At 58.2% G+C, this 13,847-nt stretch carries 11 protein-coding genes; 9 read left to right on the forward strand and 2 right to left on the reverse strand.

Annotation, left to right across the window (positions count from 1 at the left end):
- The first annotated feature begins 8 nt into the window (after window positions 1-8).
- The 7 genes from kdpB to ACYVHX_RS05395 all read left to right on the forward strand — a co-directional run bounded on the left by kdpB (window position 9) and on the right by ACYVHX_RS05395 (window position 8,231).
- Window positions 9-2,093 carry a potassium-transporting ATPase subunit KdpB gene (gene kdpB / locus ACYVHX_RS05365; RefSeq protein WP_460670595.1) on the forward strand — a complete coding sequence of 695 codons (2,085 nt, stop codon included), beginning with the start codon at window positions 9-11 and terminating at the stop codon, window positions 2,091-2,093.
- A gap of 12 nt (window positions 2,094-2,105) precedes the next feature.
- Window positions 2,106-2,669, forward strand: a complete 564-nt coding sequence (locus ACYVHX_RS05370) for a K(+)-transporting ATPase subunit C (RefSeq protein WP_460670596.1) — start codon at window positions 2,106-2,108, stop codon at window positions 2,667-2,669.
- A 32-nt stretch (window positions 2,670-2,701) separates the two neighbouring features.
- A complete protein-coding gene (locus tag ACYVHX_RS05375; RefSeq protein ID WP_460670597.1) occupies window positions 2,702-3,805 on the forward strand; it encodes a porin in 1,104 nt (367 codons plus the stop codon).
- Window positions 3,806-3,865: 60 nt separating this feature from the next.
- Window positions 3,866-4,993 (forward strand): sensor protein KdpD, encoded by a 1,128-nt coding sequence (locus ACYVHX_RS05380; protein ID WP_460670598.1) that lies wholly within the window; start codon window positions 3,866-3,868, stop codon window positions 4,991-4,993.
- Window positions 4,990-6,729, forward strand: a complete 1,740-nt coding sequence (locus tag ACYVHX_RS05385) for a sensor histidine kinase (protein WP_460670599.1) — start codon at window positions 4,990-4,992, stop codon at window positions 6,727-6,729. Before ACYVHX_RS05380 ends, ACYVHX_RS05385 begins: the two co-directional genes overlap by 4 nt.
- Before the next feature lie 109 nt (window positions 6,730-6,838).
- Window positions 6,839-7,432 carry an SGNH/GDSL hydrolase family protein gene (locus ACYVHX_RS05390; RefSeq protein ID WP_460670600.1) on the forward strand — a complete coding sequence of 198 codons (594 nt, stop codon included), beginning with the start codon at window positions 6,839-6,841 and terminating at the stop codon, window positions 7,430-7,432.
- Window positions 7,433-7,502: 70 nt separating this feature from the next.
- Window positions 7,503-8,231, forward strand: a complete 729-nt coding sequence (locus ACYVHX_RS05395) for an esterase family protein (RefSeq protein WP_460670601.1) — start codon at window positions 7,503-7,505, stop codon at window positions 8,229-8,231.
- A 45-nt stretch (window positions 8,232-8,276) separates the two neighbouring features.
- Here the strand turns inward: ACYVHX_RS05395 and ACYVHX_RS05400 are convergent, their stop codons facing one another.
- Complete coding sequence (locus ACYVHX_RS05400; protein WP_460670602.1) at window positions 8,277-8,912, reverse strand: response regulator; 636 nt, start codon at window positions 8,910-8,912, stop codon at window positions 8,277-8,279.
- Window positions 8,913-9,006: 94 nt separating this feature from the next.
- Window positions 9,007-12,036 (reverse strand): sensor histidine kinase, encoded by a 3,030-nt coding sequence (locus ACYVHX_RS05405; RefSeq protein ID WP_460670603.1) that lies wholly within the window; start codon window positions 12,034-12,036, stop codon window positions 9,007-9,009.
- A 133-nt stretch (window positions 12,037-12,169) separates the two neighbouring features.
- On the opposite strand from ACYVHX_RS05405, the gene ACYVHX_RS05410 reads away from it, so the two are divergent.
- Both ACYVHX_RS05410 and ACYVHX_RS05415 read left to right on the forward strand, forming a co-directional pair.
- Window positions 12,170-13,153 (forward strand): glycoside hydrolase family 5 protein, encoded by a 984-nt coding sequence (locus ACYVHX_RS05410; RefSeq protein ID WP_460670604.1) that lies wholly within the window; start codon window positions 12,170-12,172, stop codon window positions 13,151-13,153.
- Between the two features lie 114 nt (window positions 13,154-13,267).
- On the forward strand, window positions 13,268-13,744 hold the full coding sequence (locus ACYVHX_RS05415; protein WP_460670605.1) for a hypothetical protein: 477 nt from the start codon (window positions 13,268-13,270) through the stop codon (window positions 13,742-13,744).
- Window positions 13,745-13,847 lie beyond the last annotated feature (103 nt).

Consider the following 13,847-nt stretch of genomic DNA (forward strand, 5'->3'; position numbering starts at 1 on the left):
TAACAAAAATGGCACAGCCAAAACAGCCCTCCCTCTTCCAGCGCGAACTCGTTGGAAAAGCCATCCGGGAATCCTTTATGAAGTTAAATCCGGCCGTTCTGATTAAGAATCCGGTCATGTTCACCGTCGAAGTCGGTACGCTGGTCATGGTACTGGTCACGGCGTACATCGCCCTTTCCGGCGATCAGTCGCAGGGGACACTGGGTTACAACGGGGTTATTACTGTCATCCTGCTAATGACGGTTTTGTTTGCCAATTTTGCCGAAGCCATCGCCGAAGCGCGCGGCAAAGCCCAGGCCGAATCGCTGCGCAAAACCCGGCAGGAAACCCCCGCCAGGGTGATTCGCGCCGGGAACAACCTGAAAAATAATACCGTGCAAACCGTCTCCTCCTCGCAACTGGTAAAAGGCGATGTGTTTATCTGCGAAGCGGGCGACATCATTCCGTCCGATGGGGAGATCATCGAAGGCTTAGCCACCATCGACGAGTCGGCCATCACCGGCGAATCGGCCCCGGTGATTCGGGAAGCGGGCGGGGATAAATCGTCCGTTACGGGCGGGACCAAAGTGCTTTCCGACAAAATCAAGGTGCAGGTGACGACCCAGCCGGGAGAGTCGTTTCTGGACAAAATGATTGCGTTGGTGGAAGGCGCTTCCCGCCAGAAAACGCCGAACGAAATTGCCCTGACGATTCTGCTGGCCGGTTTTACGCTCATCTTCATCATCGTCTGCGTGGCCCTGAAACCGTTCGCCGACTACGCCAACACGCCCATCACCATCGCAGCCCTGATTTCGCTCTTCGTCTGCCTGATTCCGACCACCATCGGCGGACTGCTGTCGGCCATCGGAATTGCGGGGATGGACCGCGCCCTGCGCGCCAACGTCATTGCCAAATCGGGCCGGGCCGTCGAAACGGCAGGCGACGTGGATACGCTGCTGCTGGACAAAACCGGCACCATTACCATCGGAAACCGGAAAGCCACCCACTTCTACCCCGCTCCCGGCATCTCCAAAACCGACATGATCCGGTCGAGCGCCCTGAGTTCGCTGGCCGACGAAACACCCGAAGGTAAATCCATCGTGGAACTGGCCCGGAGTGGAGACTCGGGTCCGGAGGTCACGCGCAACCTGAGCACGGCGGGCGCCACGCTGATCAAGTTTACGGCCGAAACCCGTTCGTCGGGCATCGACCTGCCGCTGAATGGTCAGGCCGGCGAGTGGCTGCGAATCCGGAAAGGCGCCACCGATGCCATCCGTAATCTGGTTACGCGGGCGGGCAACACGTTCCCGAACGAAACCGAGGAACAGGCGCAGCAGATTGCCGCCAACGGCGGAACGCCCCTGATTGTGGCCCAGAACGAGCAGGTGATGGGCGTTATCGAGTTGCAGGACATCATCAAACCGGGTATTGCCGAGCGGTTTGAGCGGCTGCGGAAAATGGGCGTTAAAACCGTCATGGTGACGGGTGACAACCCGCTGACGGCCAGATTTATCGCCCAGAAAGCCGGGGTCGACGACTTCATTGCCGAAGCCAAACCGGAAGACAAAATGAATTACATCCGTCACGAACAGACCGGCGGCAAACTGGTGGCCATGATGGGTGACGGCACCAACGACGCTCCGGCCCTGGCGCAGGCCGACGTGGGCGTGGCGATGAACAGCGGCACGCAGGCGGCCAAAGAAGCCGGAAACATGGTGGACCTGGACAACGACCCGACCAAACTGATCGAAGTGGTGGAAATCGGAAAGCAGCTCCTGATCACCCGCGGCACGCTGACGACCTTTTCAATTGCCAACGACGTCGCCAAGTATTTCGCCATCGTTCCGGCCCTGTTTACGGTGTCGATCCCGGCGCTGCAAAGCCTGAATATCATGCTGTTGCACAGTCCGGAGTCGGCCATTCTGTCGGCGGTGATTTTCAACGCAATCATTATTCCGCTCTTGATTCCGCTGGCCCTGCGGGGGGTGGAATACAAACCCATCGGCGCGAGTGCGCTGCTGCGCCGGAACCTGTTCATCTACGGGTTTGGCGGGCTGGTGGTCCCCTTCATTGGGATCAAATTACTGGATTTAGTCGTCGGACTCTTTGTATAAACCTTCAAAATCATGAAAACACACTTTGCCCCCGCCATTCGACTGACCCTCGTGATGCTGGTTTTATTAGCGGTCATCTATCCCCTGCTTGTTGCCGCAATCGCTCGTTTGGCCCCGGGCGGTGGCAAGGGAGAAACCGTCCTGGTGAACGGGAAAGTGGTCGGCTACGCCCGGATTGGGCAGGCTTTTACGGAAGACCGGTATTTCAACGGCCGGCCGTCGGCGGTGGATTACAACGCGGCCGGTTCGGCGGGTTCCAACAAAGGACCGGGCAATCCGGATTACCTCAAAACCGTTCAGGCCCGCATCGACACGTTTCTGGTGCACAATCCCGGGGTGCAGAAAGCCGACATTCCCGCCGAACTGGTGACGGCTTCCGGCTCCGGTCTTGATCCCGATCTGTCGCTGGCAGCGGCCAAGATTCAGGTGGCGCGCGTTGCCAAAATTCGCGGCATTTCCGCCGGACGATTGAACCAGTTGGTCGATGCCCAGACGGAGGGGCCGCTGCTGGGCTTGTTTGGCCCGGCCAAAGTGAATGTCCTTCGGCTGAATAGCGCACTGGATGGTTTGAAGTAAAACCGCTTGTCTTTCGTTACGTACAACAAAACATGAAAACGTATTTTTTAGCCGGGGCGGGTGTGATCCTCTGGTCAACGGCACTGGCTCAGCAACCGGACACCACAGCCACTCCCACCCTCACCTTTTCGGGCTACGCCGAACTGTATTACGGGCAGGATTTGAATCAGCCCAGGGCGCAGGAGCGACCCGGTTTTCTTTACAACCACAAGCGAAATCGCGAAGTCAACGTCAATCTGGCGTTTTTGAAAGCGGCTTACGCGGGCGAACGGCTGCGCGGCAATCTGGCCCTTCAGGTGGGCACCTACGCGCAGTATAACTATGCCGCTGAACAACCGCTCCTGCGGAATATCTACGAAGCCAATGCCGGGCTGAAGCTCAGTAAAAACCGGGATCTGTGGCTGGATGCCGGGGTGTTTGCTTCGCACATCGGTTTTGAAAGCGCGATCTCGAAAGACTGCTGGACGCTGACCCGCAGCCTGGTGGCCGAAAATTCACCGTATTACCTGGCCGGGGCCAAACTGACTTACAGCACACCGAATGGCCAATGGACGCTGCTGGGGTCGGTGCTCAACGGCTGGCAGCGCATCAACCGCCCGCCGGGTTACACCAAACCGTCGCTGAGCACGCAGGTGCAGTACAAACCCAGCTCCGCCGTTACGCTCAACTGGAGCACCTTCCTGGGTTCCGACCGGCCGGATTCGCTCAGGCAGACCCGGTTTTACAATAACGTCTACGCCATCATCAACCCCACCAGTAAGGTTGGCCTCACGCTGGGCTTCGACATCGGTACCGACCGAAAACCGGTAGTCAGCGGAAGCCGACTTGAGGGGCGTGGTAGGTACGTCTGGTATACACCCGTGGTGATTGCCCGGTATGCGACCAGTTCCAGAAGTCAGGTCGCCGGTCGGATTGAGTACTTTGATGACAAAGACGGCGTGATCATCAGCACCGCCAACGGTTTTAAAACCTGGGGGTATTCCGTCAACTACGATTACGCAATTTTTCCTTCGGCCGTCTGGCGCATTGAATACCGGGGTTTCAGCAGCAAGGACGCTATTTTTACCGAAACCGCATCGGGCCCGGCCCGTCGAACCAACAACGCCCTGACAACCTCTTTGGCAATCCGTTTTTAATCCAGACCGGAGCGAAAAACCGCCTTTTTGCTCCGGTCGTTTCTCACCTCGCCAACCAACATGGAAAACAACCGCGATCAATCGGCCGAGCAGTTTCTCCGACTCATTCAGCAGTCGCGCCGGGGGAAGTTCAAGGTGTACATCGGCATGAGTGCGGGCGTGGGCAAAACCTACCGGATGTTGCAGGAAGCGCACACGCTGCTGCGGGGCGGTATCGACGTAAAAATTGGGTTTGTGGAAACGCACAACCGGGCCGAAACCCAGGCCCTGATCGACGGCTTGCCCCTGATTCCGCGCCGAAAATTATTTTACCGGGGCCGGGAACTGGAGGAAATGGATTTGCAGGCTATTCTGAACGGCCACCCCGAACTGGTGATTGTCGACGAACTGGCCCACACCAACGTGCCCGGTTCCAAAAACGAAAAGCGCTGGCAGGACGTGCTCGACATTCTGGACGCGGGCATCAACGTGGTCAGCGCGGTCAACATCCAGCACATCGAGAGTCTGTACGAGGAAGTCCACGACATTACCGGCATTGACGTGGGCGAGCGCGTGCCCGACCGGGTGCTGCAAACCGCCGACGAGGTGGTGAACATCGATTTGCCCGCCGATGAGTTGATTACGCGGCTCCGGGAAGGGAAAATCTACGATCCGGCGAAGGTGGAAATGGCGCTGAAAAACTTCTTCCAGGCCGACAGAATTCTGCAACTTCGCGAACTGGCGCTCAAGGAAGTGGCCACGGCCGTGGAGCGGAAAGTGGAAACGATGCTGCCCGTCAACACCCAGTTCAAGCACGAACGGCTGATGGCGTCGATCAGCAGCAACTATCGGGTCGCACGGAAACTGATCCGCAAAACCGCCCGGCTGGCGGCTTATTACCAGGCCCGCTGGTTTGTGCTCTACGTGCAGACGCCCGCCGAGGACCCCAACCGCATTAAACTGGACGTGCAGCGGCACCTGATCAATAACCTCAAACTGGCGACGGAACTGGGCGCGGAAGTGATTCAGGTCAAAAACCGGAGTATCTTTAACGCGCTGGTTGAGGAATGTGAAAAACGCAAGATCACGACGGTTTGCATCGGAAAACCGCATTTCAATCTGATGCAGGTCATTTGGCGGACCCATGCGTTCAATCGGTTGCTTAATAAATTATCGGAGTCGGACATTGACCTGGTGATTCTGTCATGACCATCAAACTAAAAATATCGCTGGCGCTGGTTTTTCTGTTTGCCATTCTGCTGCTGCTGGGCGGGTCGGGAATGTATTACCTCCGGCAGCTGGCCGACGACGCGCAGGCGATTCTGAAAGACAACTATACCTCCCTGCAATTTGTGGGGCGGATGCAGAAGGCGCTGCTGACGCGTCATACCGACCCGAACGCCCTGAAAACCTTCGAGTCGGCGCTTCGCCACCAGGAAAAAAACCTGACGGAAGAAGGCGAAAAAGACTTAGCCGATGCCATCCGGCTCGATTTCGACCGGCTTAAAACCGGAAATTCCAACGACTCGCTGACCCTGGCGCGCATCCGGCAGAATCTGCTGCAACTGGGTGAGGTGAATCAGCAGGCCATGTTCCGCAAAAACAACGTGGCCGAGCAAACCGCCAAAGATGCGATGGTCTGGCTGGTGGTGACGGGCACGGTTTGCTTCCTGATTCTCTTTTCGTTCATCATCAATTTTCCCGGTTACATCGCCAATCCGCTGCGGGAGCTGACCCGCGGGATTCAGGAGGTGGCCAGCCGAAATTTTGAAGAGCGGTTGCACTTCCGCTCGGACGACGAGTTTGGCGAACTGGCGCGGGCCTTCAACTCGATGGCGCACAAACTCGATGAATACGAGCACACGCAACTGGCCGACGTGCTGTTTGAAAAAAAACGCATCGACACGCTTATTCAACTGATGGACAACGGGATTGTCGGTTTGGATGAGAAAAAGAACATCCGGTTTGTCAACCCCGTCGCCAGCCGCCTGCTGGGCATCGACGAAGCCGATCTGGTGGGCCGGTACGCGCCGGATGTGGCCCTGACCAACGATTTGCTGCGGACCCTGATTCAGAATCTGATGGACGCCAAACCGGAGCCGGAGCCCGACCGCAAGCTGCTGAAAATCTACGACGAAGGCCGGGAGAGCTACTTCAACCGCCAAACCCACGTGGTGACGCTGACCCGCACGGGCGAGGAGCAGCCGGTTGCCGCCGGGTGGGTGATTGTGCTCGAAAACATCACGGCCTACCAGGAACGTGATCTGGCCAAAACCAACTTCATCGCCACGGTTTCGCACGAACTGAAAACCCCCATTGCCGCCATTAAAATGAGTTTGAAACTGCTGGACGATCAGCGGATCGGTGCGCTGAACGAGGAACAGAAAGAACTCGTCGGCCACGTTCGCAACGACGCCGACCGGCTGCTGAACATCACCGGCGAACTCCTGAACATGGCCCAGGTCGAGTCCGGCCAGATCCAACTGACAATCAAAGCCGTGGATCCGGCGGAGCTGGTGCAGTACGCCACCCGGGCGCTGGACGTAGCGGCCACCGGGCGGCACATCCGGTTTGCGGTTTCGGGTCTGAGCGGTTTGCCCGCCATTAAGGCCGACGCCGACAAGGCCACCTGGGTGCTGGTCAACCTGTTGTCGAACGCCGTGCGGCACAGCCCGGAAGAAAATACCGTCGACATTTCCGTTCAGCAGCTTGGCAATCAGGTGGAATTTACGGTGCGGGATTACGGCTCCGGATTGCGCCCCGAACACCGCAGCCGGGTTTTCGACCGGTATTTTCGCGCGCCGGGGCCGAACGGACAGCCGGGCGGGACGGGCCTGGGGCTGGCGATTTCCAAGGAATTCATCCAGTCGATGGGGGGCGAAATTGGCCTGAAAGACGGGGTGGAGCCGGGGGCGGTTTTTTATTTCCGGCTCCCCGTTGCCTGACAGCCGGCCCTGAACGCGGTGGTTTTCGCTGATTTCCGGTTTTTACGAAAAAATTAAAACAGACCCAGTCCGAAGGTACGTACCTTTGTCGGCATCATTAACCAACCCCATGACCTGGTACGAAGAGGAAGTTCAGCAACTCGAAAAGAAAATTCAGACCACCGCCAACCGCAGCGGGCGTACGGTTTTTTACGGCAGCTCGACGGTTCGGTTATGGACGACGCTGGAACAGGACTTTCCGGATCAACAGGTGCTGAACCTCGGGTTTGGCGGTTCGACGCTGGCGGCCTGTGACTGGTTTTTTGAACGGCTGGTGATCCCGACGAACCCCCGTTCGCTCATTTTCTACGCCGGCGACAATGATCTGGGCGACGGGCGGTTTTCGGAAGAAGTCTTTCTGTTTTTCAGTGCGTTGGTTACGAAAATGCAGCAGCACCTGCCCGACGTCCCCTTCGCGTTTATATCCATCAAACCGAGTCCGGCCCGCTGGCACATCATCGACCGCATCCGGCTGGCGAACGAGCTGATCCGGGCGAAAATCAAGGAGTTGCCCGGGTATCAGTACGTGGATATTTTCCCGGCCATGCTCGACACCAAAGGGCACCCGCGCTGGGAGCTGTTCGAGCCGGACGGTTTGCACCTGAGTCCGAAAGGCTACGCCCTCTGGCAGCAGATTCTCGGGCAACACCCCGAGATTTTTTAACAAATCCTTTAAGCGCTAAGTTATTGCGGTACCCCAAAACTGTGCATATTGCCGATAGAAAGGGGGCCGTATGCAGCGTGAATACCAAAAATGGTTTAGTGAGCGCCTGAATCGCGACATGGAGTTGCTGGTCTTCGGCCATGCCGGAGCGCGGGTGCTGGTGTTTCCAACCCGGCGGGGGCGGTTTTTTGATTTTGAGAATTTCGGACTCGTGGAAGCGCTGGCGGACAAGCTGGAAACCGGCCGTCTGCAACTGTTTTGTGTCGACAGCATCGACGCCGAGAGCCTGTACAGCAAGGACATTCCCCCGCACGAGCGCGTGCTGCGGCACCTGCAATACGAGGGATACATTCTGGAGGAAGTGCTGCCGTTTACGCGCCTGAAAAATCCGCAGCCGTTCATGATCGCGCTCGGGTGCAGCTTCGGGGCTTTTCATGCCGTCAACATCGCTCTGCGTCACCCCCAATGGTTCGGCAAAGTGGTGGCGCTGAGCGGCCGCTACGATTTGTCAACGCCCGTTGACTTCTTTCGGGGCCTGTTTGATGCTTATTACGACGAGACGATTTATTACAACACGCCCACGCATTTTTTGCCCAATCTGCACGACGAGAAGATCCTGACGCTGTTGCGACGCATGCACTTTGTGATTGCCATTGGGCAGGAAGATCCGTTTCTTGAAAATAACCGGGCTTTAAGCGGGGCGTTGGCCGAAAAACAGGTTCCGCACGATTTATACGTTTGGGAGGGCCGCGCCCACCAGGCCGCCGACTGGCAGCAGATGGTGCGGGTGTATCTCTGACGGCTTACCGCCCGAAGGCCATGCCGCCCGGCATTACCAGAAAAATTATTGGATTAACTGCTCCCGGATGGCTTTGGCGACGGCTTCGGTGCCGCACTGGACGTGGAGTTTCTGGTAAACGTTTTTCAGGTGCCGCCGAACGGTTTCGACCGAAATGTGGCACTGAATCCCGATCATGCGGTACGTGTAGCCCTGCGAAAGCAATTGCAGAATCTGCTGTTCGCGCTCGGTGATGCCGTAGTTGTCTTGTTTGGACTGGGGAATGTGCAGAAACGTTTTCAGGACCCGGCGGGCAATGCTGGGCGACATCGGGCCACCGCCTTTGGAAACCTCCCCGAGCGCGTTGAGCAGGTGCGTGGCCGTGTCTTTTTTGAGCAGATAGCCGTCGGCTCCGCTGCTCAGGCAGGCAAACAAACGCTCGTCGTCTTCAAAAACCGTATGCATCAAAACCCGGATGCTGGCGTTGGCTTCCTTGACCCGGCTGACGCATTCGATGCCGTCGCGGCCCGGCATGTCAATGTCCATCAGCACCACATCGGGCCGGTCGAGCAGCACCTGTTCGGTAATGTCCTGTCCGTTGCTGTACGAACCGGCGACCGAGAAATTTTCGGTATTCCCGATCAGCAGTTCGAGCAGGGAGCGGAGCTGGTTGTTGTCCTCGTAAATAGAAACCGATATCATAAGCAGGCCGGGTGGAGAAGCTGGAAACTGTATACGGACTTCGATGGGAACAAAGAACTCAGGTTGGCGCAAGTTTGTCAATAACCCTTTTGTGTCATCCCGAAATCGGGAAGTCGAGCCGCAGGTGGGTGCCCTGGCTGGGGGCGGTTTGGATCGACAGTTTACCGTGCAGATTCTGCGTGCGGGTTCGCATGTTGCGCAGGCCGTGCCGGTTGGTTTCCGCCGTGGCGTCAAAACCGACGCCGTTGTCGATCACTTCCAGACGCAGCTGATCGTGCGCCAGCCCGATCTTCAGGTGGGCCTCCGTGGCCTGGGCGTGTTTCACCAGATTGCTGACCGCTTCCTTGAAAATCAGGTAAAAATCCTGGCGTTTTTCCATCGACAGCCGCAGGTGGTCGACGGAATCAGGAACCGTAATGGCATAGGCGATATTCGAAGCCTCGAACAGTTCGGCGGCATACCGGTTCATCCGGGCCATCAGGTTGCTGATCTCGTCGTTGTGCGGATTGATGCTCCAGACAATATCATCCAGCGAACTGCTGATCTGCCGGGTTTCGGTCACGATCCGCTCCACCATCGAACCGGACGGGTGCCCGGTGGGCAGGTTCTGTTTGGCGATGGCGCCCAAAATTCCGATCCCGCTCAGCGAGGAGCCAATTTCATCGTGTAAATCGGCCGAAATCCGGTTTCGGATCCGTTCGACGCGCAGCAACTGGTTGACCCGGTAGCGGTACAAACCGTACAACGCGCCGGCAATGACCAGCACGACCAGGCTCCGAAACCACCACGTTTCGTAGTAAGCCGGTAAGACGGTGATGGAAAGGGGCGCGGGCTGGCGGCTCCAGTTGCCGAAGGAGTCGGCGGCTTTGAGCCGGAGCGTGTAGTGGCCGGGGGGTAGATTGGTGTAGTAAGCCCGGTTTACCGCGCCACTGTAGTTCCAGCGGCTATCGAAGCCTTCCAGAAAATAGGCGTAGCGGGTAGTCGGCAGGCGGCTGTAGGTCAGGGCCACAAAATCGACGCTGAAGGCATTGTCGGAGCGGGCGAGCCGGATGGACCGGGCGGGATCGAACGGGCGTTCCTGGTCGTGGACCCGAAAGGAACTGATGACGACCGGTGGCGTCGGAAACTGCTGATCGACCCGGCGCACGTCCACATAATTCAGGCTGTTTTCCTGACCAATGAACAAGTCGGTGCCGCGGTGGACATACAGGGCCGCCGTGGTGTTGTTGCGGCTCAGTCCGTCGCTGGTGGTGAGCCGGAGCAGCCGCCGGGTGTGCGGGTAGTAGGCGTGAAGTCCTTCAAAGTTGCCAATCCAGATGGTACCGTTCTGATCTTCCGCCAGTTGGCGGTTTTCCCGGTCGTAAAGACCGTTGCGGGCCGTCAGTGTGGTCAGGAGCCGGCCGTTGGGCAGGCTTTCCGTAACGCTGCCCCAGCGGGCGGCCCACAGATGACCGTTGCGGGCAATCAGCAGGTCGTTCGTGGCCGGTTCTTCGGGCTGGCGGATTTTCGGATTCTGGTCGTCGGCCCGCCGAAACCGGTGCGATGAATCGTCCACATAATAAGGCCCCCGGTAAGTAGCCAGCCAGACGCGGCCCGTGGGGCTGCTTTTCAAACCCGTCAGAAAATTATTGTTCCGGTGCAAAGCCTTGATGGCGGAATCAGGCCAATAGGGAAGAACTTCGCCCGTACGGCTGTTGAGCACCCGCACCCCTTCGTCATTATTGCCCACCCAAAGCCGGTTTTGACGATCCAGAAAACCGTGATCGACAAACGGGACCGAAAACAGTTTACCCGCCCGCTGCCCCGCCGGAACCTGCACGAAACGGCGGGTTGGTGGGTCGTAAACGAGCACCCCATCGCCTTTGTAGTCCCACCGCCGGAGGCCAATCCAGAGACGGCCGTCGTCGGCCTGCTCAATCCACATGGTTTCGGGTGTCTCGTGGGGATACCGGATCAGCGTAAACTGATTGCTCGGGCGGTGCCAGCGGACGAAGCCCGAATGCGACAGACCCAGCCAGAAGGTTTGCCCGGTGGGGTCGGACCGGTCGGCTTTGATGACCTTGACAATCACCGGCTGGCGAACCAGGTCCGGCGGGAGCGCCAGCGTCCGGATCAGGTTATCGCGGGCGTTGTATTTCAACACCCCGTCGGACGTGCCCGCCCACAGTATCCCGGTCGCCGAGTCGCAATACAGCGTGTAAACGTAAAAGGGTTCCGGGCGAACCCGTTCCAGCCGAAAAAACCGCTGCTGTTCCGGCCGGAAAACGAGCAGGCCCTTGTCGTCGCCGACCCAGAGGAGCCGACGCCCGTTTTCATCCCGACCCTCCTGCACGCAGGTAACCCAGTTCTGGGTTTCGGGTGTTTTCAGGAAGCCATACGTTTCCGTTTTCGGATCGAACCGCAGCAGTCCCTTGCCGTAGGTGCCAATCCAGAGAATGCCGTCGGCGTCGATGCTGCCCCGGCTAAAATAGACCCGAAACCGTCGGTTCGGATCGGGGCAATCCGGGCCCAGTACGCAGACGAAGCGGTTTTGCCGGCGGTCGAAGCGAAACAGGCCGTTGTCGCTGCCGATAGCCCAGAGCGTACGCTGAGAATCTTCCAGAAAACCGCAGGCTTTCAGGCCCAGAAAGGTGGTCTGACGCAGCGGATACCGCCGGACGGCCCCCGTCTGAAAGTTAATCCGTCCGATGCCGTTGTTGTCGCTGAACCAGCCTTCGCCCTGCGAATCCCGGAATAAATAGCCCGTTGCCTGCGGGGTTTTCAGAACGGGCGTTAACCGCAGGGCGTTCGGGTCAATCCGGCAGATGCCCTGCCGGTCGCTCGTTACCCACATCCGGTTGGCCGAATCGGCCGCCATACCCGTAATCAGGTAGGTTTCCGGGAACAGAAACGGCCGGAAACTAACGCCATCGTAACGGGCCGGACACCGGCGGGTGCCAAACCACATAAAGCCTTTGCGGTCTTTGGTAATGCTGTAGACGGCACTGCCGGGTAAACCGTCTTTCACCGACAGGTGCTCGAAGGTGACGTTGGGCGGTTGGGCGTCCAGACCATGCGCGGTGAACAGGCTAAGCCAGAAAAAGATGATGAAGACGAACGGTTTGGGCATCAGGAAGTAGCTCAATCCATAAAAGTAGCCGTTTTCAGCAACGATTTGTAACCGCTAAGTAAATAGGTGGAATGGGCGGTTGAACGATTGACGGAAAGAATAGACTTTTACGGACTTTACGGTCTGAAACCTCTACTCCCCGCTTGTTATGACCCCTTCTACCCCCACAACTCACCCCGGTTTTTACGTGCAGGGGCGGTTTTTATACGATGCCGCCGGTAACAAAGTCACCCTGCGCGGGGTCAACAAAATGAACATCTGGACGGACCGGACCGGCGCTTCGTTTGCCGAGATTGCGCAGACCCAGGCCAATTGCGTGCGGATCGTCTGGAAAGCGCGGGAAGACAACGGCAAGCCAACCAAAGCCGCCGATCTCGACCACCTGATCACCAAATGTGCCGCCCAGAAAATGATTCCGATGGTGGAAGTCCACGACGCAACCGGCGACTGGAGCCAGTTGGGAAAGATGGTGACCTTCTGGAAACGCGCTGATATTCGGGCGGTTATTCGGGAACATGAGCCGTATGTGCTGGTCAACATTGCCAACGAGTGCGGAGATGATCAGGTGACCGACGCGCAGTTTACGCAGGGCTACCGCAAGGCCGTGGTCCAGCTCCGGGCGGCCGGATATCGCACGACGCTGGTGATCGACGGGGCCGATTGGGGCAAAAATCTGGAGCAGTTGGTGCGGGTCGGCCCGGAGCTGATTCGGGCCGACCCGGCGCAGAACCTGCTGTTTTCGGTGCATACCTACTGGCCGATTGCGTTCGGCGCGACGCCAGAATTTATCCGGGACCAGTTCGACGCGGCCGTGGATGCCGGGTTGCCGTTTATTGTGGGTGAGTTTGCGGGTTTCGGGGCCTACGCCGGGGGCGAAAGCATCTGCGGTCCGAAAGGCCGCGTCGATTACGAAGCTATTCTGGCCGAAGCGCACCGGCTCGACATCGGCTGGCTGGCCTGGGAGTGGGGACCGGGCAACGAGGGCGGGGGCGACCCGCTCTGTAAAATCATAGACATGACCACCGACGGGCAGTTTGCCAATCTGAAAGGCTGGGGCAAAGAGGTGGCCCTGACCCACGCGAACGGCATTCAGAACACCGCCGTCCGCTCGCCTTTCCTGCTGACGATCTGAGCCGACAGGGGCCGCGCTGGTGCCGTTCGATCAGTGGGTATAAAGGGTTATGGACAAGGCGCGGGCGATTGGTGAACTTTGAGAAAACAACCCGGGAGAACTCCCCATACGATTATGAAAAACCGGATGCTGCGTCGGCTCCTGCTGACCACCCTGCTGCCTTTGTTCTGCCTTGCTTTGATGCCAGGCAACCCGCCGGAAGTGGCCGGTTCCTGGCGGATGACGGCCCACCGGGTTGACCCGGCCCTGGACGGGATTACGGATTTGTATACGCATTTTAAAGACCTTTACGGCGGTTGCCGGGAAGACATGGGCCTGGTGCTGAACACCGACGGTACGCTGAAAATGAGTCCGGTCAAGGGGTGCCAGAATCCGCTGGGGAACGTGATTATGAAAGCGGCTTCCAAATTTATGCCTTCCGGCAACAAAGCTTCCTGGGAAGCCAGTGGTACGAAACTGATTTTGCAGGATGGCAAAGGGCAGCGCAAGGAATACGATTTGCAGGTCAGCGATGCCGGCATGCAGTGGGGCTTCGACGAAACCAGCAAGGGAAACACCGTGCGGCACACCGTCGAATTTAAACGCGAATAAGGCGCGGCCCACCGGGCGGTTTTTGGCCCGGCGACGGCGGGCCCCGGTACCTGCCGTGGCTGATTACAGGAATGTTTTAGTGGATCATCGTTGACTTTTTGGC

Source organism: Larkinella ripae, assembly GCF_054780775.1.